General features: G+C 56.8%; 21 protein-coding genes. 5 read left to right on the top strand and 16 right to left on the bottom strand.

Going from position 1 to position 21,075, the window contains the following annotated elements:
• Window positions 1–16 precede the first annotated feature (16 nt).
• The 8 genes from MOY_RS07565 to MOY_RS07530 all read right to left on the bottom strand — a co-directional run bounded on the left by MOY_RS07565 (window position 17) and on the right by MOY_RS07530 (window position 6,857).
• Window positions 17–598, bottom strand: a complete 582-nt coding sequence (locus tag MOY_RS07565) for a chalcone isomerase family protein (protein ID WP_009098281.1) — start codon at window positions 596–598, stop codon at window positions 17–19.
• Window positions 599–697: 99 nt separating this feature from the next.
• Window positions 698–1,543 carry a universal stress protein gene (locus tag MOY_RS07560; protein WP_009098279.1) on the bottom strand — a complete coding sequence of 282 codons (846 nt, stop codon included), beginning with the start codon at window positions 1,541–1,543 and terminating at the stop codon, window positions 698–700.
• Between the two features lie 157 nt (window positions 1,544–1,700).
• Window positions 1,701–2,522 (bottom strand): bifunctional hydroxymethylpyrimidine kinase/phosphomethylpyrimidine kinase, encoded by an 822-nt coding sequence (thiD, locus tag MOY_RS07555; protein ID WP_009098277.1) that lies wholly within the window; start codon window positions 2,520–2,522, stop codon window positions 1,701–1,703.
• A 9-nt stretch (window positions 2,523–2,531) separates the two neighbouring features.
• Window positions 2,532–3,947 (bottom strand): TRAP transporter large permease, encoded by a 1,416-nt coding sequence (locus tag MOY_RS07550; RefSeq protein ID WP_009098275.1) that lies wholly within the window; start codon window positions 3,945–3,947, stop codon window positions 2,532–2,534.
• Window positions 3,947–4,495 (bottom strand): TRAP transporter small permease subunit, encoded by a 549-nt coding sequence (locus MOY_RS07545; protein ID WP_009098273.1) that lies wholly within the window; start codon window positions 4,493–4,495, stop codon window positions 3,947–3,949. Before MOY_RS07545 ends, MOY_RS07550 begins: the two co-directional genes overlap by 1 nt.
• Before the next feature lie 131 nt (window positions 4,496–4,626).
• Window positions 4,627–5,484, bottom strand: coding sequence for an endonuclease/exonuclease/phosphatase family protein (locus tag MOY_RS07540; protein ID WP_009098271.1), 858 nt, complete (start codon window positions 5,482–5,484; stop codon window positions 4,627–4,629).
• 2 nt (window positions 5,485–5,486) lie between these two features.
• Window positions 5,487–6,119, bottom strand: coding sequence for a thiol:disulfide interchange protein DsbA/DsbL (locus MOY_RS07535; protein ID WP_009098269.1), 633 nt, complete (start codon window positions 6,117–6,119; stop codon window positions 5,487–5,489).
• Between the two features lie 108 nt (window positions 6,120–6,227).
• On the bottom strand, window positions 6,228–6,857 hold the full coding sequence (locus tag MOY_RS07530; RefSeq protein ID WP_009098267.1) for a c-type cytochrome: 630 nt from the start codon (window positions 6,855–6,857) through the stop codon (window positions 6,228–6,230).
• A 308-nt stretch (window positions 6,858–7,165) separates the two neighbouring features.
• Here MOY_RS07530 and yihA point away from each other — a divergent pair, with 308 nt between their 5' ends.
• Window positions 7,166–7,828 carry a ribosome biogenesis GTP-binding protein YihA/YsxC gene (gene yihA, locus MOY_RS07525; protein ID WP_009098266.1) on the top strand — a complete coding sequence of 221 codons (663 nt, stop codon included), beginning with the start codon at window positions 7,166–7,168 and terminating at the stop codon, window positions 7,826–7,828.
• Between the two features lie 37 nt (window positions 7,829–7,865).
• Here the strand turns inward: yihA and MOY_RS07520 are convergent, their stop codons facing one another.
• The 8 genes from MOY_RS07520 to MOY_RS07490 all read right to left on the bottom strand — a co-directional run bounded on the left by MOY_RS07520 (window position 7,866) and on the right by MOY_RS07490 (window position 16,408).
• Window positions 7,866–8,603, bottom strand: coding sequence for an HAD family hydrolase (locus MOY_RS07520; RefSeq protein ID WP_009098264.1), 738 nt, complete (start codon window positions 8,601–8,603; stop codon window positions 7,866–7,868).
• A gap of 2 nt (window positions 8,604–8,605) precedes the next feature.
• On the bottom strand, window positions 8,606–9,511 hold the full coding sequence (locus MOY_RS07515) for a tyrosine recombinase XerC (protein ID WP_009098260.1): 906 nt from the start codon (window positions 9,509–9,511) through the stop codon (window positions 8,606–8,608).
• The gene (locus MOY_RS07510) at window positions 9,504–10,214 is read right to left on the bottom strand and encodes a DUF484 family protein (RefSeq protein ID WP_009098258.1); all 711 of its coding nucleotides are present in this window, start codon (window positions 10,212–10,214) and stop codon (window positions 9,504–9,506) included. The genes MOY_RS07515 and MOY_RS07510 overlap by 8 nt, the downstream gene beginning before the upstream one ends.
• A 16-nt stretch (window positions 10,215–10,230) precedes the next feature.
• Entirely contained in the window at window positions 10,231–11,064 is an 834-nt protein-coding gene (gene dapF / locus MOY_RS07505; RefSeq protein WP_009098257.1) for a diaminopimelate epimerase, read from the bottom strand.
• Window positions 11,064–12,335: a diaminopimelate decarboxylase gene (lysA, locus tag MOY_RS07500; RefSeq protein WP_009098256.1), complete on the bottom strand. Its 1,272-nt coding sequence runs from the start codon at window positions 12,333–12,335 to the stop codon at window positions 11,064–11,066. Before lysA ends, dapF begins: the two co-directional genes overlap by 1 nt.
• The gene (gene lptM / locus MOY_RS16905; RefSeq protein WP_009098254.1) at window positions 12,335–12,463 is read right to left on the bottom strand and encodes an LPS translocon maturation chaperone LptM; all 129 of its coding nucleotides are present in this window, start codon (window positions 12,461–12,463) and stop codon (window positions 12,335–12,337) included. The genes lysA and lptM overlap by 1 nt, the downstream gene beginning before the upstream one ends.
• Window positions 12,460–13,863 carry an argininosuccinate lyase gene (argH, locus tag MOY_RS07495; protein WP_009098249.1) on the bottom strand — a complete coding sequence of 468 codons (1,404 nt, stop codon included), beginning with the start codon at window positions 13,861–13,863 and terminating at the stop codon, window positions 12,460–12,462. The genes lptM and argH overlap by 4 nt, the downstream gene beginning before the upstream one ends.
• Before the next feature lie 97 nt (window positions 13,864–13,960).
• Window positions 13,961–16,408 (bottom strand): sensor domain-containing protein, encoded by a 2,448-nt coding sequence (locus MOY_RS07490; RefSeq protein ID WP_009098247.1) that lies wholly within the window; start codon window positions 16,406–16,408, stop codon window positions 13,961–13,963.
• Window positions 16,409–16,545: 137 nt separating this feature from the next.
• Here MOY_RS07490 and hemC point away from each other — a divergent pair, with 137 nt between their 5' ends.
• Genes hemC through MOY_RS07470 form a run of 4 tightly spaced genes read left to right on the top strand, consistent with a single transcriptional unit; the run spans window position 16,546 to window position 20,999 of the window.
• Window positions 16,546–17,490 carry a hydroxymethylbilane synthase gene (gene hemC, locus MOY_RS07485; protein ID WP_009098246.1) on the top strand — a complete coding sequence of 315 codons (945 nt, stop codon included), beginning with the start codon at window positions 16,546–16,548 and terminating at the stop codon, window positions 17,488–17,490.
• Window positions 17,487–18,266 carry a uroporphyrinogen-III synthase gene (locus MOY_RS07480; RefSeq protein ID WP_009098244.1) on the top strand — a complete coding sequence of 260 codons (780 nt, stop codon included), beginning with the start codon at window positions 17,487–17,489 and terminating at the stop codon, window positions 18,264–18,266. The genes hemC and MOY_RS07480 overlap by 4 nt, the downstream gene beginning before the upstream one ends.
• 16 nt (window positions 18,267–18,282) lie before the next feature.
• On the top strand, window positions 18,283–19,716 hold the full coding sequence (locus MOY_RS07475) for a uroporphyrinogen-III C-methyltransferase (RefSeq protein ID WP_009098240.1): 1,434 nt from the start codon (window positions 18,283–18,285) through the stop codon (window positions 19,714–19,716).
• Entirely contained in the window at window positions 19,713–20,999 is a 1,287-nt protein-coding gene (locus MOY_RS07470) for a heme biosynthesis HemY N-terminal domain-containing protein (RefSeq protein WP_009098238.1), read from the top strand. The genes MOY_RS07475 and MOY_RS07470 overlap by 4 nt, the downstream gene beginning before the upstream one ends.
• Window positions 21,000–21,075 lie beyond the last annotated feature (76 nt).

Genomic DNA, 21,075 nt, shown 5'->3' with positions numbered 1-21,075 from the left:
AAAACTCACCGCGCATTTAGTTCTGGCCCAACAATGCATCACGAAAGCCTTCACCAAGCGGACGTTCGCCCAACCAGATACTAAACATGGCGCTGGCAAACTCGGCGCTATCGTCTTCAAAGAGCATTTCACCATTAAGCCCAAGACGCAGTTGCTCGCCGTCCCAGCTCAACAGGTAGCGGTCGCCGGGCACAACGTCGCGATAACGCTGGTTAAACCGCTCAAGGGGCTCCTGAATCTGGTTGAATTCATAAAGCGTTAGCGACGCTTTTAGCGACTCTTCGGTCGCTTTTGCGAAGTCGCTGGCATCAATGGCGTGAAAGTAAGCAAGCTCCAGGCGGCGCGGCACGTTGCTTAACGGCTGCGGCTGGTCTTCACCTTCAAGCTGATAGTAAGCCCCTGCGTAAGCGGTCCAGATCATATAGCGAAACACTCCGCTGCCAAGCAGCCGATAGCGCTGGCCGTTCTCCTCAACAACACGGTCAAAGCGTTCACCACGCTCGGTAACGCTATCGGCTAAGGCCGCTGACGCAAAAAGCGCCATACCGGCCATCAGTATGACGCTTGCGATGCTGCGATTAAGAGTAATAAGGGGCACGGTCAAAACCTCCGAATTGAGTGGCATAAGGGGCGGCCTTTTTGGCCCTACACCTCAGCTATACATACAAACTCAACTCATAAAGGTTCCGTATCACTTTCACCACGCACGGCACAGCATTAAATCGCAGTGGGGTTCGTTAAGCAGCATCTCGGTTAACTGGCTGGTGTGATGGGGCTGGCCACGACTTCCGATCATCACTAGGTCAGGGGTGTGGCGCTTTATGTAATCGTGCAATACGTTGCAGGGCTGGCCCTGTTCCAGCACAAGCTCTATATCAGGCACACCATCAAGCTCACGCAGCAGGCTCTCGACTTCGTTATCCAGTGCTTCGCGTAACCGCGATACCTCGTGGTCGCGCCACTGGGCGTAGTAAGCTTGCGAGCCAAGCTCACGCTCGCCGGGCAGGCTCCAGGCATGGAGTAACGTCAGCTTTGCTTCAGGAAAGCGAATTAACGCCTCTTTTAAGGTTTGACGATCCGCCAGCGAAAAATCAATGGGCACCAAGATATGTTGCCAGGGCTGGGTAGGTAGATACGACGCTACTACCACCGGGCAAGGCGCGCTGCGCAGCACCCGCATCACGGTGGTACCCATGAGCAGGTCTTTCTGACCGCGCTTACGGTGCATCCCCATAATGATCAGCGAAGCATGCCGCTCATGGGCTTCGCGGACGATCTCCACATGGGGAGAGCCTGCTAGCGTCTGAATCATTAGTGCGGGGGCTTCTAACGCATAGTCCTCGCGAAGATCCGTCAGCGTGGCGCTAATGTCTTCACTGACCGCACGCTCCACCTCATGCAGAACCCGATGAGGCAAGTAGGGATCGAGTACGTGCAAAATATCGAGCTGGGCACCCTGAGCGTAAGCGAGGCGCAGCGCTCGGGCAAACGCAGCGCGGTTATCTTGGGAAAGGTCAGTGGCAAACAGCAGGGTCTGAGACACAGCACAACTCCTTGGCCGAGCAGTCGGCGCAGTCGTAAGACAAGCAGGCACTCTTCAGCATGGTGCCCGAATGCGCATACCGCAAGCAGGCGCTGCCCTAACCTTGGCTGTTCTGTTCGTTTATCTGCGCCAGGACAATATGTCCATCGTCACTCAGTCACCACCAGGCATGAAAATGGTGCACCGGGCCACGCCCTTTACCAACGCTTAACCGCTCACTCGCTTCTAACGCGGTGTGTAGCCACTGTTTTGCCTCACTAATGGCCTCTATCGGCGCCTCAGCGGCGGCGTCTTGGGGCAGCTTGGCCAAGCACGCGGCAATCGCTGAGGAGAGCGCGCAGCCGGTTCCGTGCAGGTTTTTGGTAGCAATACGCGAGGCCGGTAGCCATGAATGACCGCCGGGTGAGGCTAATAGGTCGGGGCAGGTTTCGCCCCGCAAATGCCCACCTTTTAACACCACATAGGGTGTGCCTAGCTGGCTGAGACCTGGCAGCATAGCTTCCATCTCATCTAAAGTGGTGGGCGACGCAGTGCCCAACAGCACCGCGGCCTCGGGTATGTTGGGGGTTATCACGTCGGCTAACGGCACCAAAATATCGCGTACCGCACGGATACCAGCATCATCGACCAAGATATCACCACTTTTTGCCACCATCACCGGATCCAGCACAATCCAGCGGGGGCGGCGTGTGCTCAGCACGTCAGCAATGACTTCGGCCACCTCACGGCTAGCAACCATGCCAATTTTGACCGCATCCACATGGACATCGTCCAGCAGGTGTTCAAGCTGTTCATGAATGGCCTGTGGCGAGACAGGGTAAACAGCGGCCACGCCGCCGGTGTTTTGTACCGTTAGCGCCGTTATCACGGTGGTACCGTATACACCCAACGCAGAAAACGTTTTAAGGTCTGCCTGGATACCTGCGCCACCGGAAGGGTCGGAGCCTGCGATGGTCAATACATTGGCTATATGAGTCATATACCCCTCTTACATGATCGATGGTAGCCAGGTGGCAAGCCCTGGGAAAAAGGCTAGCGCCAACAGCATACTTAACTGCAACAGGATAAACGGTATCACCCCTTTATAAATTGCCGAGGTGGGTACGCTCTGCGGCGTAACACCGCGCAAATAGAACAGCGCAAAGCCAAACGGCGGGGTTAAAAAAGAGGTTTGTAAGTTAACCGCAATCATAATGCCTAGCCAAATAGGGTCGACGCCCATGGCTAGCAGTACCGGCCCCACAATAGGCACCACTACAAACGTGATTTCAATAAAGTCGAGAATAAAGCCCAACAAGAAAATGACGAGCATCACAACTAACGTGGCGCCAACGACCCCACCAGGCATGGCTTCAAACAGCTCGGTGACAAGCTCTTCACCGCCATAGGCGCGAAATACCAGCGAGAACAGCGCTGCGCCAATCAGAATCAAAAACACCATGCTGGTGACCTGTGCCGTCGAGTGCAGCACCTCTCTCAGCATAGTGATATTCAAACGGCGGTTAGCGGCAGCCAAAAACAGCGCACCAAATGCACCCACGGCTGACGCTTCGGTGGGTGTAGCAAACCCACCTAAAATGGAGCCTAAAACAGCGACGATCAGCAGTACGGGGGGCAGTAAACCTTTTAATAGCAACGGCCAAATACTGCCTGTATGGCCCAGCTCCGCTTTTAGAGCTGCACGATCAGCTGCGGGAGCCGTTGAGGGTTTTAACCAAGCGGTGATTAACAGATAAACAATATACGCAACCACCAGCAGCAGGCCGGGCACCAGAGCCCCAATAAAAAGATCACCAATAGAGAGTGTTTTAGGGCTCCACACTCCCATGGACAGCTGGGCCTGCTGGTAAGCATTCGACAGCACATCCCCCAAAAGAACGAGGGCAATAGAGGGCGGAATTATCTGCCCAAGCGTTCCCGTTGCACAGATTGTGCCCGTCGCCAATGCGGGGGAATAACCACGCTTCAACATCGTGGGCAGCGATAGCAGCCCCATCGTCACCACGGTTGCACCCACAATGCCGGTGGAGGCCGCCAGCAGCATGCCGACAATTACGACCGCTATGCCCAGCCCGCCACGCAGGGCGCCAAACGCCATGGCCATCGCATCGAGCAGCGTTTCCGCCACTCGGGACTTCTCTAAAAGCACCCCCATCAACACAAACAGCGGCACCGCCAGCAGCGTTTGGTTGGTCATAATGCCGTAAAGCCGGTTAGGCATGGCGTTCATCATGCGGGCTTCAAAGGGCACAGCCACGCCCATGGACTGGAGCATTAAGCCAAAGCCCGCAAACGCCAGCGCGGTACCTGCCAACGCTAGGGCAACCGGATAACCAAGCATGAGCACTGCACACACCGTAGCGAACAGCACCAGCGGCATAAATTCTAGTAAAGTAGCCAGCACTAGAGAATCTCCTCATGCTCGTGGGAGGCGTTGGATAGCTTGCCGCGAATAATCAATGTCTGGCGCATTAGCTGCGCAACCGCCTGCAGCAGCAGCAGCCCCACCATAACTAAAATCAGCGTTTTGAGCAGAAACACGCCTGGGATGCCGCCATCGGGGGAGCGCTCCATCACCGCCCAACTGCTCTGCACATAGCGAAAGCTGCTAATAGCGATAAATAGCGCGACAGGGATGAGAAGAAACAGCGTTCCAAGCAAGTCTATCCAGGCGCGCCCTTTCGCCGATAAGCGGCGGTAAAAAATATCGACCCGTACATGGCCATCGCGCTTAAGCGTCCAAGCCGCACCCAGCATGAAAACAGCGGCATGCATGTACATCACCGACTCTTGCATCACGATACTGTTGATACCGATGAAATAGCGCATCACTACAACAGCGAATTGAATCGCCATCATGAAGATTACTAGCCAGGCAATGGCCCGGCCCACCCCTTCGGTCAAGCAGTCGAGCCAGCGCAATAAGCGGGGCTCCTGGGCATTTGCGCGCATTGTTGTTGTCCTGCATTAATAAAACGGCCCAGAATCATCGCTGATTCTAGGCCGGACGTCATCCCCATAAGCACGCTATTCGGCGCTAAGTGACAATTAATATGCTTATTCGGCGCATTAGCGCGTGTTGGCTAATGCCTCGGCTTCTGCTCTGCATCGGCTAAAGCATTTAGACAAGCGGCAGGCAGCGGCAGATCTACGGCAATCGGCAGATGGTCCGAAAACAGATGGTCTAACACGCGCACTTCGGCGGCTTCGAGGGTTTGCGAGAGTAGGATATGATCTAGCGCACGGCGTGGCTGCCACGACGGATAGCTTAAAAGCGGCTTGACCGGGTGGAGCGGCAGGGACGTACTAAAACGCTCATGGGCATGAAGCTGTTCAGGCGTGCAGTTCAAATCACCCATCACCACGACATGACGAAGCGGCTCGATGATTTCACTGAGATAATTAAGCTGCCGAACACGGCCACGATGGCTGAGCGCCAAGTGGGCCACAAAGATATGCAGTGCATCAGGCCCATTGCCATAGCGCACATGTATCGCCCCACGCCCAGGCATCGCACCCGGCAAGCGGTGCTCCTCAATACGGCTGGGCACTAAACGGGATAAAAGGCCGTTACTGTGCTGGGCAATACGCCCCAAATTACGGTTTAGCTGTTGAAAATAGTGGGGAAACCCCGCCTGACCGGCGAGGAATTCCACTTGGTTAATACTGCTGGAGCGGAAGCTACCGCCGTCCACTTCCTGCAGCCCAACCACATCGAATTGGCTTAGCACTTCACCCATCACCGCTAACCGCTTCAAACGCTGGGGATGAGGTAAAAAATGCTGCCAGCTACGGGTTACATAGTGGTGGTAGGCGGAGGTTTGAATCCCCACCTGCAGATTGAACGTCAGTAGCCTGAGGTGGCCATGATCCAATAACGATTTTCCGCGATTGGACGTTAGCCCACCTGTTAAGCTGCCAACATGACCCTGCTCCAGCATTGTTATTCTGTGCGCTCGCTGCGGACGCGCTCAACTAACGCACCGGCAATCTGCGGCATGTTATCCAAGCTGCCGGCCGTACTAGGGGTAATCACATAGCGGCCATCAACCACTAGCGCAGGAACACCCATAAGGCGCATTTCTCGCATGCGGCTGTTCGCTTTGTTAACGTCACTGCGCACGCTGAAAGCCGTTAGCGCTTGCTTTGCTTCTTCTTCGCTGACGCCGTAATCCGCAAAAAATGCCGCAATGTCATCAGCATCTGTTAACGCACGACCGTCTTCATGAATCGCAGCGAAGAAATCTGCATGCAGCTCTTCTTCAATCCCCAGCGACTTAGCGGCATAAAAAGCATTCGCGTGGGTATTCCAGTCACCGCCCATGGTCGCAGGCATGTGCACGATGCTGACATCGTCCTCAAGCGACTCATACCACTCGCTTACCGGCGTTTGGAGGCGATAGCAGTGCGGGCATCCGTACCAAAACGCTTCGGTCACTTCGATCTGCCCTTCGTCTACGTTTGTCGCCACGGGGGTAGCAAGTAGCGTGTAGTGCTGGCCTTCGACCAACTCCTGGGCACTGACAGCAGCGGAAAGGCCGAAACCGGCCAACGCGACCACTAACGTTTTAAACATAGCGAGAATTCTCCAAGGATAAGCGAAAGCTGTGACCGTCAATGTAGGCCACAGGTTCCCCGCTTTGCCAACGTCGTTTAGCAAAAGGGAGAACCCTAGACGCTGAACTTAGTGCAAGCCCAACAGGTAGTTCGCTACCGCTTCCATGTCGCTGTCGCTCATTTTAGAAGCGATATCGCGCATTATGTTGTTCGGGTCGTTAGCCCGCTCACCGGCTGCAAAATCCTGCAGAGTAGCAATCGTATATTCCGCATGCTGACCGGAAAGCCCCGGATACACCGCACTGCCAATACCAACACCGGTAGGTGTGTGGCAAGCGCTACAGGAGGGGATACCTTTCGCCATGTCACCTGCACGATAGAGCTCTTCACCGCGGGCGAGAAGCTCTGCATCTTCATCGCTAGTTTGGCCCAAGTTAGCATCTTGCCCAGCGAAAAACGCGGCTACATCCCAGGCGTCCTGGTCGGAGTAATCATCTACTTGCCCCGCCATGGTGGGCACCATACGGTGGCCATCGCGGATGTCCTTAATTTGCTTGGCCAGGTAAGACATCTGCTGACCTGCCAGGTTAGGAAACGCACCCGACGGGCTGATGCCCGCTTGGCCGTGACAGGCCGCACAGGTTTGGGCCAGTTCACGACCTGCTGAAGCATCGGCTTCCGCTTGATAGTCGGTTTGCGCATGGGCGGTGCCAACGGCACCCATGGTAATTGCCAGGCTTGCCAGTAACTTTCTCATTGCTAGTCCACTATGCCGTTTGATTATTGACTGGTACGCATCCCGGGCGCTGCCCAGGTTCAGCACTTTACCAGGGTCAGCTCCGCCAAAACGAACAACATGTCGTGTTGGTCGCTGCTGGCTAGAGCGCGATGGTACACTAGCGCCCCAGGTCGCAGTTATAAACCTCTTGCATTATAACGAATCACCCTAGCGGCGGGAATGCAAGTCCAAGACTGCTTTCGGGGTAATTCGTCGCGGTATCGCTTTTTTTCACACTAATGTGGTGAAGCGGGCCGTTTATACGTTCGTTTTCCAGGATTGATTCCATGACTACCCCCCATGATAGCCTAGTCCCCCGACTGAACTACCCCACCGCCCGCTTTGTTATCAGTGCGCCGACCCTTGCGCTCTGCCCTGACGATACCGGTGCGGAAGTGGCCTTTGCCGGGCGCTCCAATGCAGGTAAATCCAGCGCTATTAACGCGCTTACCCAGCAGACCGCGCTGGCGCGCACGTCGCGCACCCCGGGTCGTACCCAGCTGATTAACTTTTTTAGCGTGATGAACGATGAATCACGCCGTTTGGTTGATTTGCCCGGCTATGGTTACGCCAAAGTGCCAGAATCGGTCAAGTTAGAGTGGCAAAAGCACTTGGCTGAGTATCTTCGTAACCGCTTTAGCCTGCGCGGCTTGGTGCTGCTGATGGATGTACGTCACCCGCTTACCGAGTTCGACCAAATGATGCTCAACTATGCCGACCAGCGTGAAATGCCGGTGCATATTTTGCTCACCAAGTCCGACAAACTCAAAAAAGGCCCAGCCAGTGCCACGCTACAAAAAGTCCGCTCACGCCTGAAAGAGTGGGAGGACCTCGTGTCTGTGCAGCTTTTTTCATCGCTTAAGCGCGACGGCGTGGATACGCTTTCCAAGAAGCTCGACCAGTGGCTGCATACACCGGACCAATCAGAGCACGACCAGCCGCCTGCCTAAGCGGCTCGTAACATTCGCTGGTGAAAATACAGCGCACTCAGCGCCGCTTCTCCAGCCACTCGATCAGGTTAGGCAACTCTTTGACATGGGCTATGCGGTGGACGCGCGCGGGTAGTGCCTGGTCACCGCGCTCGGCAATCCACGCAGCATGCATCCCCAGCTGCTGGGCGGGCAGCACATCCTCTTTCCACGAGTCACCCACGTGCATAGCCCGGTTTGGGGCCACGTTAAGCCGCTCAAGCGCGGTAAGAAAGGGCTTGGGATCAGGCTTCGGCGCCAGCAACTCACCTGCGGCAATCGCCACGGGAAAATAGCTGGCCAAAGGTTGGCGCTTTAAGTGGATATTGCCATTCGTAATCGCGGCCAACTGGTAGCGTTCAGCTAAAGCGGCTAACAAACCGGCCGCTTCAGGATGAGGCGTTACCTGTACCCGCAGGCGGTGAAACTCATTCATCGCGGCGGCCGCCCACATGAAGGCGGCACTGCGCGTCAGGCCCTGTGCCTCAAGCTGCTCTTCCAGCGCCCTTAACCGCAGCCAAGTAAAGTCTCCACGCCGTTCCGGCACCCGCTGTGCCCACTGCTGGCGACGCTGCAAATAATCCGCCACGCCTTGCTGGTAATGCAGTGCTAACGGCGGCTCCTGGCGTGCTTCGCGCCACATCGCCAGGGCTTCTAACAGCCAGCGATAGTGCCCCTCTTCCGTTTTTAGCATCACGCCCTGGTTGTCCCAAAGCGTATCATCAAGATCAAAAGTAATCGCTTCTAGCGACGACATGGTTAGCTCCCAGCAGGGCGGCGTTTAGCGCGCGGGTGAGCAGCATCGTAGCTTTCGGCTAGGTGCTGCCAATCCAGCCGCGTATATACCTGGGTGGTAGATAAGTTGGCATGGCCGAGTAGCTCTTGCACCGCGCGTAGATCCTGGCTCGACTCCAGCAGATGACTGGCAAACGAGTGGCGCAGGCGGTGAGGGTGCAGGTGTTCAGGCAAGCCACGGGTTACCGACAGCTGCGCCAAACGCTTTTGGATAGCACGATGCCCAAGGCGCGAGCCGCGCTGACCGACAAATAGCGCGACGTTACCCTCAGGCGCAAGCCCGCTACGGCAGGCAAGCCACGCTGTGAGCGCCTGATGAGCTCGCCGACCCACCGGTACTTGGCGGGGCTTACTGCCTTTACCCATTACCCGCACATGATTAGCGGTTAAATGGTTAAGGTCCAGCGCCGCCAGCTCCGCCAGGCGCAAGCCACTGGAGTAAAACAGCTCCAGCATGGCTTGGTCGCGTATCGCCAGCGGCGTGCCGTCGTGGGGGGTATCTAAAAAGCGCGCCAGCGCATCTACATCCACGGGCCTGGGCAGATGGCTTGGTTGCTTCGGGGTTCGCAGCAGGCCGACGGGGTTATCCGCAAGCACGCCTTGCTTTACCAGGTCATCCGCAAAGCGCGAAAGCGCAGCCCGCCTGCGTGCCAGGCTTCTGGGGGCTAGGCCACGGCTGCGCTCGGCCCCTAAAAATGCTCTGAGCAGGGTGGCATCCAGCGCGCTGGGCTCAGTGATGTCACGCTGCTGCGTAAAGCGGCAAAGCGCGGCTAAATCCTGGCGATAAGCCGCTACCGTAGCCGGGCTTGCGTGGGCCGCCAGGACCGCTAAATAGCGCTCAACCTGCTCAGCAATGGACGTGTTAGGCATGGGGTTCCAGGCGCATCAACAGCCGCGCCACAATATCGCCCAGGTACTCGGTAAACAGCGTATCCATACTGGCGCGGTAGCTCTCGGGGTCGGGACTGGCAAGCAGTAAATACCCTAGCGGCTCCCCTGCCGATAGCCGTGAAATGGCGCAGGAACCGGCCCTACGCGGCGCCTTGGTATGGGGCAGCAGGCACTTCCAGTCGCTCACGCTAAGCTTGGCGCAACGGCTGGTGCGGCCATCCAGCAGCGCCGCTAACCGCGCGCTGGCGTGCTGGTCTAACACGTGACGCGGCGGCTGTGGGGGCGCGGCTTCGCTATCGCTTAATGACGCCGGGCACCACAGCGCCATAGCGGGCGTATCAAAACGCTCGCTTAGCTGGGTGGCCAGGGCCTGGGCTAACGCATCACGATCTTGCGCTTCGACCAGCGCCAGCAGCGTTTCTCGCAGGCGGCGATATTGGGACTCGTTATGCCGTGCGGTCTCCAGCAGGTGCTCTAGGCGGTCTTCCGCGGTTTCGGCGCGCTGGCGCAAATCAATGACTAGCCGCTCAAGCAGCGATACGGCACCCTCTATATGGGGATGGGGCACCTTGAGCTGCTGCAATAGCCCTTCTCGACCGACAAAAAAATCGGGATGACGGGCCAGCCAAAACGCCACTTGGTCAGGGTCGAGCGTCTTGCGCGGCTCGGGGGCTTGTGACATCGCCGTTCTCCTCGAATTAGATGAGTGCTACACGACCATCAAAGACCCGTGTTGCGGGCCCAACCATGACAAGCGATGCTTCAGGGTCAGGCCACTCAATACTGAGCTGCCCCCCCGGTAGGTGTACCGTCACCGGGCTTTTCAACAGCCCTTGGCGGATACCGCTAGCCACGGCGGCACAGGCGCCGGTTCCGCAGGCAAGGGTTTCGCCGCTGCCACGCTCAAACACGCGCAGGCGGATCTCATTGGGCGCCACCACTTGCATAAAGCCGACGTTCACTCGCTTGGGAAAGCGCGGGTGTGATTCAAGCAGCGGCCCTAAGCGCTCCACCGGTGCGCTATCGACACTCTCCACCTGCAAAACCGCATGGGGGTTGCCCATGGACACTACGCCCAGCTGCAGCGTCTCCCCCTCCACAGCCACCTCATGAAGCGGCTGGTCGCCAGGCGCCTCAAACGGCAGCGTGGCAGGGTTAAAGCGTGGTCTGCCCATATCCACGCGCACCATGCCATCGTGCTGCACGTTCAGCACCAGCGGGCCACCCGCGGTTTCCACGTGGATTTCATGTTTATGGGTCAGGCGCTGGTCACGCACAAAGCGGGCAAAGCAGCGCGCGCCGTTGCCGCAGTTTTCCACTTCGCTACCGTCGGCGTTATAGATGCGGTAACGAAAATCCATCTCCGGGTCTCGGGGCGGCTCGACGATTAATAGCTGGTCAAAGCCAATGCCAAAGCGGCGATCCGCCAACTGGCGGATCTGCTCATCGAGCAACCTGGCGCGCTGAGTGACAAGGTCAACGACCATAAAGTCGTTGCCCAGGCCGTGCATTTTAGTGAAGTGGAGCAGCATCAGCGCGCCCCTTCAGGCAACAGCGCCTCGCCAGCCCACAGATTTTCCAAACTTTCCCGGGCGCGTATTACATGGTAGTGACTGCCATCTACCATCACTTCTGGCGGACGCGGGCGACTGTTGTAATTGGAGGCCATCACAAAACCATAAGCCCCCGCCGAGCGCACCGCCAGCAGGTCGCCTTCGGTAATCGCCAGCTCGCGCTCTTTACCCAAGAAGTCACCGGTTTCGCACACCGGCCCCACCACATCGTAGGTGGCTGTTGCGCGCTCGTGGCGAGTATCCACCGCCACAATGGCCTGCCATGCTTGATACAGCGCCGGGCGAATCAAGTCATTCATGGCGGCATCAACAATCGCAAAGTTTTTAGTTTCGCCAGGCTTTAAAAACTCCACGCGAGTCAGCATGACACCTGCATTGGCGGCAATGGAGCGGCCGGGTTCAAACAGCAGGGTCAGCGTTTCACCGCCTTTCCAGCGAGAGAGACGCGCCAGCAACTGGCTGGCGTAATCAAATGGCTGGGGTGGCGTTTCATCGCGGTAAGGCACACCCAGGCCGCCGCCTAAATCCAGGTGGTCGATTTCGATGCCACGCTCACGCAACCGCTCCATCAACATTAATAACCGCTCTAGGGCATCCAAGAACGGCGCGGTTTCGGTAAGCTGGGAACCGATATGGCAATCAAGCCCTGCCACCCGCAGGTTGGGCAGGCTGGCCGCTAGCTGATAAACGTCTAGCGCTTCATCTACCGGGATACCAAACTTGTTATCTTTCAAGCCGGTAGAAATATACGGGTGGGTGCCCGCGTCTACATCCGGGTTAACCCGCAGCGAGACTGGCGCAATTTTTCCCAGCTCACCTGCCACGCGATTCAAGCGCTCAAGCTCTGAGCGCGACTCAACGTTAAAACACTTGATGCCAACCTCAAGGGCGCGGGCCATCTCCTGAGGCTGCTTGGCAACCCCCGAGAAAACCACTTTTGCAGGGTCACCACCGGCTTTCAATACGCGCTCAAGCTCGCCCACTGAGACGATATCAAACCCGGCGCCTAGCGTTGCTAGCAGCCCTAAAACAGCAAGGTTGGAATTTGCTTTTACCGCGTAGCAAATCAGGTGCGGGTGGCCACCTAGCGCTTCGGTATAGGCACGGAAATGGCGCTTCAGCGTTGCCTTGGAGTAGACATAGCAAGGCGTGCCCAGCGCGTCAGCCAGCTGCGTTAGCGGCACATCTTCAGCATAAAGAACGCCGTCACGGTAGTTAAAGTGATCCATTACCCCTCCTGCTCGGCGGCCGAATCGTTGGTATCGTCAGGCAGATAAAGCGGTCCTTTCTGGCCACAGCCGACGAGTAGCAGCGCCGTTAGTAGCACTGCGCTCAATGTGAAGGCTTGCCGCTTCATGCATCACCTTTAAGCGCTGCCAGCGCTTCGCGGGCACGGCTTGCCGCTGCGCGCACTTGGTCAGGCGCGGTGCCGCCAATGTGATTACGCGCCGCTACAGAGCCTTCTAGCGTTAACACCTCAAACACGTCCTGCTCGATAATGGTGGAGAACTGCTGCAGCTCTTCCAGGGTCATTTCCGAGAGGTCTTTTTTGGTTTTCAGGCCATAGGCCACTGACAAACCAACAATTTCGTGGGCATCACGGAAGGCAACGCCTTTGCGCACTAAGTAATCAGCGAGGTCTGTAGCAGTGGAGAAGCCCCGCCGCGCGGCTTCATACATGCTCTCTTTCTTGGGCTCAATGGCGGGCACCATGTCGGCAAAGGCTTTTAAGCAGTCGCGCACGGTGTCTACCGCGTCAAACAGCGGCTCTTTGTCTTCCTGATTATCTTTGTTGTAGGCCAGCGGCTGGGACTTCATGAGCGTCAGCAGCGCCATTAAGTGCCCGTAGACCCGGCCAGTTTTACCGCGCACCAGCTCAGGCACGTCCGGGTTTTTCTTCTGCGGCATGATGGAGGAGCCGGTGCAGAAACGGTCAGGCAGGTCGATAAAGTCAAACTGGGCGCTGGTCCACAGCACCAGCTCTTCGCTCATGCGCGACAGGTGCATCATGAGAATGCTGGCAAAACTGGTAAATTCGATGGCGAAGTCACGATCGGAGACGGCGTCCAGGGAGTTTTCTGCTGGGCGGTCGAAACCGAGCAGCTCAGCGGTCACGTGGCGGTCGATGGGGTAGGTAGTGCCTGCCAGCGCTGCAGCGCCCAGTGGCAGTACGTTCACGCGCTTGCGGCAGTCCAGCAGGCGTTCGTGGTCACGGGCCAGCATTTCTTGCCAGGCTAGCAGGTGGTGGCCAAAAGTGACCGGCTGCGCCGTTTGCAGGTGGGTAAAGCCCGGCATAATGGTATCGGCTTCGCGGTCGGCAAGCTCAATCATGCCTTCGCGCAGGCGTACCAATTCCGCTTCAATGACGTCGATTTCATCGCGCATAAACAGGCGGATATCAGTGGCCACTTGGTCGTTGCGCGAGCGCCCGGTGTGCAGCTTCTTGCCGGTAATGCCGATTTTATCGGTCAGCCGCGCCTCAATGTTCATGTGCACATCTTCAAGCGGCACCGACCAGTTGAACTCGCCCCGCTCAATCTCGCCCTGAATCTCGGTCAGGCCGTTAATAATGGCGTCGCGCTCTTCATCGCTGAGCACGCCTACCCGGGCAAGCATGGTGGCATGGGCGATAGAGCCCTGGATATCCTGGCGCGCTAGGCGCTGGTCGAACGTTACTGACGCGGTGAAGCGTGCAACAAAAGCATCGGTGGGCTCGCTAAAGCGACCGCCCCAAGACTGGTTCGTAGCTTGGCTCATCGGAGGCATATCCTGCTGACAAAACTAATGGAATCGTTAATCGAAAGTGTACCAGAGTCGCCGCACTCAGCGGCATGCCGTTTTAAACAGTGGCCGCTTAAGACGTAGGTGACTCAATTGTAACGGTGGCGGTAAGCGGGGATTGTAAAAACGCATAGAACGCTGCAAGGGGCATCGGCCGAGCAAAGTAGTAACCTTGGAAGTGGGCACGCTGAACCCCTTTGAAATAGTTAAACTGCTCGGCGGTTTCGATACCTTCAATCAATACCTCAAGACCCAGCTTATCCGCCATGGTGACAACGCCATCCACAATGGCAGCGTCGCGGCGGTCGTTAACCACTTCGCGCACAAAGGAGCGGTCAACCTTGAGCTTATTAATGGGTAGGCGCTTTAAGTAGCTCAAGCTGGAGAACCCCGTACCAAAGTCATCCAGCGCTATGTGTACCCCCATGCGGCGCAGGGCATGCAGCGCTTGAATCGTGTGCTCGGCGCTATCCATGAGCACACCTTCGGTAAGCTCTAGCTCCAACAGCTCAGGCGCAAGACCGCTCTCTTGTAGCGCTTTTTCTATTGAAGCCAAAAAACCTGGCCGCTGAAACTGCATAGGTGACACATTAACGGCCATGGTGATCGGGCCGTGGCCTGCGGCGTTGAGGGCCACCGCGTCCCGGCACGCGGTGGCCAGCACCCACTCACTGATGGGCATAATTTGCCCGGTGTCTTCCGCTAGGCTAATAAACTGCACTGGCGGGATATTGCCACGCTCAGGATGGTACCAGCGGAGCAGTGCTTCTACCCCGGCCACCCGGCCGCGTTGGCAAACCTGAGGCTGATAATGTAGCTCAAACTGGTCTTGCTCAATGGCCTGCTGAAGAGCATGACGCAAACTGACGCGCTCGGTTACCTTGCGATTTAACTCATCGGTATACCACTGGTAGGTGTTGCGCCCCCGCCGCTTGGCTTTGTACATCGCAAGGTCTGCCTGTTGAATCAGCTGGCGTGGCTCGCTCATAGTCCCGTCATCGGTGGCAATACCAATGCTCGCGGAAATTCGTAGCTCGCTGGTGCGATACCAGTAGGGCGACGAAACCCGGGCAAGCAGACGCTCGACCACTTGCAGTACATCCTGCTCGTGGGCTAAATCTGGCAGCAGCACGACAAACTCATCGCCACCAAAGCGCGCCACGGTATCCCAAGGGCGCAGCTCCTCCTCCAGCCGCTTAGCCACTTCAATCAGCAGAAAATCCCCCACTTCATGGCCCAGGGTGTCGTTAATCGGCTTAAAGTCATCTAGGTCGACAAACAGAACGGCTAAGTAGCGATGGTAGCGCTTTGCTAACAGACACCCTTGGGCCAAGCGCTGGTTGAGCAACAACCGATTAGGCAGCCCGGTCAGCGCGTCGTGGCTCGCGTTATGGCGTAACTGCGCTTGATACTCGCGCTGTGAGGTAATGTCATTTTGTACGCCAATAAAGTGGGTCACTACGCCGGCTTCATCGCGCACCGGCGAAATGTATAGATCGTTCCAGAACGGCGTCCCGTCGCACCGGTAGTTGCGAATCACCACATGCACTTCACGCTGGGCATTAATACCTTTACGCAGCTGTCGCCGAGATTCCGGCGCGGTATCCTCTCCCTGAAGAAACCGACAGTTACGCCCCAGCACGGCTTGCCGGGAGTAGCCCGTGATGCGCTCAAACGCGGCATTGACATAAACCATCGGTAGATCGTCGCTGAGCGCATCAACGATAATCACGCCGTTAGTGCTCGACTCAACGCTGCGCTCTAGCAGCTGTAGCTTTTGCTCGGTGGCTTTACGGTGACTAATGTCCTGGGTTGAGCCTTGTATTTGAAAAATCTCTCCGTGCTCATCTCTCACCGCTCTGCCAATGGCTCTCACCCACAGGTGTCGCCCCTGACGCGTGATCACCTCATACTCGCCGTCAAAACTAATGCCGGTATCGCTACACGCCTGAAAATCGCGCATCAGTTGTTCTCTAGAGCCTGGCGCATAAAAAGCGAAAGCCTCCTCCACAGAGGGTTTAAACCCCGGCGGCATGCCGTGAATTTGGCACAGCTCGTCTGACCAAACGGGCACGTTATTCACCACATCTACGTACCAGCCACCAATCAGCGCAGACTCACCCGCCATTTCCAGCAGCCGCTGATTGCGTAAAAGCTGCTTTTCAATGGCCTTGCGCCGGGTAATATCTCGGGCAATGACATAAATCACCTTATCGCCGAGTGACGCCGTGACTTCCAGCCACAGCAGTTGCCTTGCTGCGGTTAACGCGCGAACATCAAAGGCTTTGATGATTTCTCCTTGAAGCAGTTGCGCCAGCGCCGTTTCAATCACCTTATAATCACGCGGGTCGATCACTTTACCGCACGGTCGGCCCACCAGCTCTGCAGCGCTATAGCCCAGCAGTGTTTCAAACATAGGATTGACGTTAAGCACTATGCCCGCAGCGTCGAGGCAGCAGAACATGTCTTGCGAGAGCCGGAAAAATTGATCGAGCTGACCTTGCGGTTCTTCAAGGGGCATCGCGTTACCTAAAGATGTAAGTCGCGTTTCAACGCTACGCTTAAATTTAACCGGTTATTTTTACTGTGTGGCCGGGTGCTTTATCATGAGACTTATCATAGTTCGACGCGCCGTGTCAGCGGCCAAGGGAGAATAACGTGTCATCCATCACTAAATTGCGCATTGCCACGCGTAAAAGCCAGTTGGCCATGTGGCAGGCCGAGTACGTCCGCGACCGTTTGATGGCGGCACACAGCGGTTTGGAAGTCGAGCTGGTTCCGCTCTCTACCAAAGGGGATAAAATTCTCGACACGCCGCTTTCTAAAATTGGCGGTAAAGGGCTGTTTGTCAAAGAGTTGGAAGACGCCATGCTGGATGGCCGCGCAGACATTGCCGTGCACTCTATGAAAGATGTGCCGATGCACTTCCCAGAAGGCCTCGGGCTTTCGGTGATTTTAGATGGCGCCGACCCCACCGATGCTTTTGTCTCCAACCACTACAGCAACATTGAAGAGCTGCCTGAAGGTGCCCGCATCGGCACGGCCAGCCTACGCCGTGGCCTGCAAATGCGCGAGGCCCGCCCTGATCTTCAAATTCTTAATCTACGCGGTAATGTACAAACTCGCTTGGCAAAATTAGACGCCGGTGAATTTGATGCGATTATTCTTGCCACCTCGGGGCTGCAACGCCTAGGGCTGGATGCACGTATCGCCCAAGCATTGCCCCCAGAAATTTGCCTACCGGCCTGCGGCCAAGGGGCGCTGGGTATCGAATGCCGCTTGCATGACCCTGAGCTGATCAGCTTACTGGCTCCTCTGGATGACCCTGACACCGCCACCCGCGTGCGCGCCGAACGGGCAATGAACACCCGCTTAGAAGGCGGCTGCCAGGTGCCTATCGGTGGTCATGCGATTCTCGACAAGGCCAACGAAACCATTTGGCTGCGCGGTTTAGTGGGCAACCCTGAAGGCACCGAAGTGCTACGGGCCGAAGGCAGTGGCTCCATCCACGAGCCGGAAGCGCTGGGCATTCGGGTGGCTGAAGACCTCCTTGACCAAGGGGCTGGGGATATCCTGGCCGAGGTTTACGGCCGCAACGTATGACCCAACCGGTACTGATCTGCCGTCCCGGAGAGCGTGGTGAAGCGCTTGCCGCTGCGCTGCGCGCCCAGGGCGCTTGGGTCGAATCCCTGGAGGTCATGCAGCTTGAAGCACTGCCTGAAACACCGGAACAGCGCAGAATCTGGCTGGATATTGATCAGTACCATAAGATAGTAGTGGTCAGCCCCTTCGCAGCCGAATGTTTAAGCGAAGCGCTGGAGCGTTATTGGCCGCAGCTTCCTGTAGGGATTGATTACTACAGTGTTGGCAGCACCACCGCCTACACCCTTTACAACCTGCTAGGCGTACGCGTTCACATTCCTTCACCTGCAAGCGGTGACGATACCAGCGAGGCACTGCTGGCACTTGCCTCACTAAAAGCATTAACCCACCAGAGAGTACTACTGGTAGCGGGTGAAGGCGGCCGCACACTACTCACCGAGACGCTGGAAACGCGTGGCGCGCAAGTCATCCGCGTAGAAGTATATCGGCGAGTGTATCAACCGCCCTCAGCGGCCATGCAGCAACGTCTTTTAGTAGGCGATTACCGGGCGTTAATCGTTACCAGCAGCGAACTGCTTGAACATCTGGCAAAATGGTGTAATCAAGCAGCGTTGAACCAACCGCTAATCGTTTCCAGTCACCGTTTAGCTACACTGGCCGGTAAACTGGGTTTTTGTGACCTCAAGGTGGCGTCGGGAGCAACGCCGGCTGCACTAGCAGCCGCGTTGGATCGGTCCTGCAACCCAAAGGGTGCCGATGTCGATCAAGGAACTTAATAAGGGCTAGCGACAGATGAGCAAACAACTAAACGATCAGGAAGGCGTACACAAGACGTCTGCCGATGCATCCCAAGAGGGCGCTAAGCCGAGCGATACCGCCGTGCCCGCCTCTTCCAACAGCGAGCCTGCAGGGTCAAGCACTACCTCAGCATCTTCCTCTTATGCCGCTAAGAACAGCCGTTCCCGGCGGCGTAATAAAGGCGGCCACCAACCCGCCGATTCTAAGCAAGACACCACAAGCGCCGCACCTGTAGCACCACACAGCGGTGCCAAAAAAGATGAGCCTGCCCCCAAACAGGCAGCGGGTACGAGCACCGCGAGCGCAAGCCCCAAAGGCGCCTTCACGCCGCCGCCCACTAACAGTGGTGGTGACCGCCACTCGGGTAGCGACAGTGGCAACGGCGGCAACAGTGGCAAGAGCGGCATGCTCGCCATTGTGCTGGTGATTATCCTGGCGGTGGCATTAGTACTGGTTGCTTGGCAAGGCTGGCAGCGCCTGGATAGTCAACAGCAGCGCATTGATGCGCTGACTCAGCAGACTGAAGACAGCGCCTCCCAGCAGGCCGTTAGCGACCTTGAGTCACGTATCGAAAGTGGCGAAGCAGAGCGCAGTCAGGCGCTGGAAAGCACCTTGAGCGATCTGCGCAGTGAACTTGACACTTACCGCAGTGACGTCGACGAGACGCTGGATCAAGTGCTGGCCCAGCTCTCCCAAGAGCAGGAAACCGACGAGCGCGACTGGCTACACGCAGAAGCCGCCTATCTGCTGCGCTTAGCCAACCAGCGCCTGCAGCTTGAAGGTGATGTCGATGGTGCAGCCGCCCTGCTTAACACCGCCGACGCCCGCCTAGTGGACGCCGACAACCCGGCACTCACCTCGGTACGCCGTGAAATCGCCAATGAGCTGGCCGCCCTTGATGCGGTACCCCGCGTAGACCGCACCGGTATCTATCTGGCGCTGAACGCCCAGCAGGAACGCATCGCTGGCCTGCGTCTTTCCCAGGAAGTGGAAGAGCGTGCCGTTACCTCTAGCATCGAGCAGCCGCCTACAGGTACCTTCCAGCGCCAGCTGGCACGCTTTGGCGAAGAGTTAAAAGATCTTGTCGTGATTCGCCATCATGACGAAGCGTTGGAAACGCTGATTACTCCAGAGCAAGAGACCTATCTGCGCCAAAGCCTGCGCCTAGTGCTTGAGCAGTCGCAACTGGCCCTGTTGAAAGAAGAGCAGGAACTTTACGAAGCGAGCCTTGATAAAGCCCTGGGTCTACTTAACAGCTACTACGACACCGATCGTGACGAGACTCAAAGCGTCATTAATCGCCTAGAAGAGCTAAAGCAAACCGAGGTGAAGCCAGAACTGCCCGATATCAGCGCGTCACAGCAGGCGCTAGCGAACTTCATTGAAAACCGCTTTGAATCGCGTCGCCAAGGCGGAGGTGATGCATGAGAAAGCTCATTCTTCTTATCGTCGCAGGCCTTGCAGTAGGTGCCCTATTTGGGCACCTAATGATGGCGGTGCCTGGCTACTGGTTAATTCGTGTCGGTGAAACCTCGGTACAGACCTCCTTCTGGTTTGGCCTGGTACTGCTACTCGCCGCCTTCCTTGTGCTGCACTTTGCCCTGCGGCTTTTAAGCGGCATTATTCGTCCAGTGGGTAACTTTCGCACCTGGAACAGCCGCGCCCGCAATCGCCGCGCCATGAAACGCACGGTGCATGGCTTAGTGGCCCTTACCGAAGGCCGCTTCAAAAAAGCCGAAAAAACGCTGGTTAACGCTGCCAATGACTCCAGCACCCCACTGGTTAACTACCTTTCAGCGGCGCTGGCGGCACACTACCAAGGCCACCATGTTAAGTCTCAAGAGCATCTCAACAAGGCTCAGCTAACGACCGAAGGCGCCGACACAGCGATTGGCCTGATGCAGGCTCAGTTGATGATCGACCGTCAGCAGCCTGAAGAAGCACTGGCGATTCTTAACCGTTTGGATAAGCAGCTGACCAACCACCCTCAAGTGCTCAAGATGCTTAAGCAGGTGCATCTCAGCGTTAACGATTGGGAGGGGCTACGCCACCTGATCCCGCGCTTAGCCGCGCAAAAGCTGATTACTCAGCAAGAGCGTGAGCAGCTGGAGTTCAAGGCCTACCGTGAACTGATTGTGTTTGAGGCCAAGAACCCCACGAATATCGAGCGCGTGCGGGGGTTATGGGCCGATATGCCGGACTACCTGCGTGGGAATACTGAGCTGATCGTGCTCTACACCGAGGCGCTGCTCCAGTCGAACGAAGAGCCTATTGCTGAACGGCTGCTCAATCACTCGCTGGACCACCACTGGGATGCACGCCTGGTAAAACGTTACGGCTTGCTTAACGTAGACGCAGCGCGCCAGCTGGTGAAAGCAGAGAAATGGCTGCAAGAGCGCCCCAATGACCCAGAACTGCTGTTAGCATGCGGGCGCCTATCGCTACGTATTGGCCAGTGGGAAAAAGCGCTGGAATACTTTGAAGCTAGTCAGCGCCAGCGCCCCAATGGTGAAGTATGTGCCGAGCTTGCCCGCCTCTACGCCAGCATGGGCGAGCATAATAAGAGCCAGCTCTACTACCGCCACAGTGTAGAAATGCTCGCCAAATCGCTGCCATCGCTCCCACAGCCAAGCGACGCCAGCGACAGCAAACCGAGTGATCAAAAAGATAAAGCGAGCGATCCTAAGATCACAAAGAAGAAAAGCGCTTAATCATCTTTAAGCGTTATTAGCATTACCTAAAAAAAGGGTGCCCGCTTAAACGGGCTCCCTTTTTTATTACGCAATA

The sequence above is a fragment of the Halomonas sp. GFAJ-1 genome, assembly GCF_000236625.2.
Lineage (GTDB): Bacteria > Pseudomonadota > Gammaproteobacteria > Pseudomonadales > Halomonadaceae > Vreelandella.
This window is presented reverse-complemented; position numbering and strand designations above follow the sequence as displayed.

Bases quoted from the DNA above. Each gene is read 5' to 3' on its own strand.
- thiD (WP_009098277.1), bottom strand. From the start codon at position 2,522: ATGACTCATATAGCCAATGTATTGACCATCGCAGGCTCCGACCCTTCC.
- MOY_RS07545 (WP_009098273.1), bottom strand. From the start codon at position 4,495: ATGCGCGCAAATGCCCAGGAGCCCCGCTTATTGCGCTGGCTCGACTGC.
- MOY_RS07540 (WP_009098271.1), bottom strand. From the start codon at position 5,484: ATGCTGGAGCAGGGTCATGTTGGCAGCTTAACAGGTGGGCTAACGTCC.
- MOY_RS07535 (WP_009098269.1), bottom strand. From the start codon at position 6,119: ATGTTTAAAACGTTAGTGGTCGCGTTGGCCGGTTTCGGCCTTTCCGCT.
- MOY_RS07530 (WP_009098267.1), bottom strand. From the start codon at position 6,857: ATGAGAAAGTTACTGGCAAGCCTGGCAATTACCATGGGTGCCGTTGGC.
- yihA (WP_009098266.1), top strand. From the start codon at position 7,166: ATGACTACCCCCCATGATAGCCTAGTCCCCCGACTGAACTACCCCACC.
- MOY_RS07520 (WP_009098264.1), bottom strand. From the start codon at position 8,603: ATGTCGTCGCTAGAAGCGATTACTTTTGATCTTGATGATACGCTTTGG.
- MOY_RS07515 (WP_009098260.1), bottom strand. From the start codon at position 9,511: ATGCCTAACACGTCCATTGCTGAGCAGGTTGAGCGCTATTTAGCGGTC.
- MOY_RS07510 (WP_009098258.1), bottom strand. From the start codon at position 10,214: ATGTCACAAGCCCCCGAGCCGCGCAAGACGCTCGACCCTGACCAAGTG.
- dapF (WP_009098257.1), bottom strand. From the start codon at position 11,064: ATGCTGCTCCACTTCACTAAAATGCACGGCCTGGGCAACGACTTTATG.
- lysA (WP_009098256.1), bottom strand. From the start codon at position 12,335: ATGGATCACTTTAACTACCGTGACGGCGTTCTTTATGCTGAAGATGTG.
- lptM (WP_009098254.1), bottom strand. From the start codon at position 12,463: ATGAAGCGGCAAGCCTTCACATTGAGCGCAGTGCTACTAACGGCGCTG.
- argH (WP_009098249.1), bottom strand. From the start codon at position 13,863: ATGAGCCAAGCTACGAACCAGTCTTGGGGCGGTCGCTTTAGCGAGCCC.
- MOY_RS07490 (WP_009098247.1), bottom strand. From the start codon at position 16,408: ATGCCCCTTGAAGAACCGCAAGGTCAGCTCGATCAATTTTTCCGGCTC.
- MOY_RS07480 (WP_009098244.1), top strand. From the start codon at position 17,487: ATGACCCAACCGGTACTGATCTGCCGTCCCGGAGAGCGTGGTGAAGCG.
- MOY_RS07475 (WP_009098240.1), top strand. From the start codon at position 18,283: ATGAGCAAACAACTAAACGATCAGGAAGGCGTACACAAGACGTCTGCC.
- MOY_RS07470 (WP_009098238.1), top strand. From the start codon at position 19,713: ATGAGAAAGCTCATTCTTCTTATCGTCGCAGGCCTTGCAGTAGGTGCC.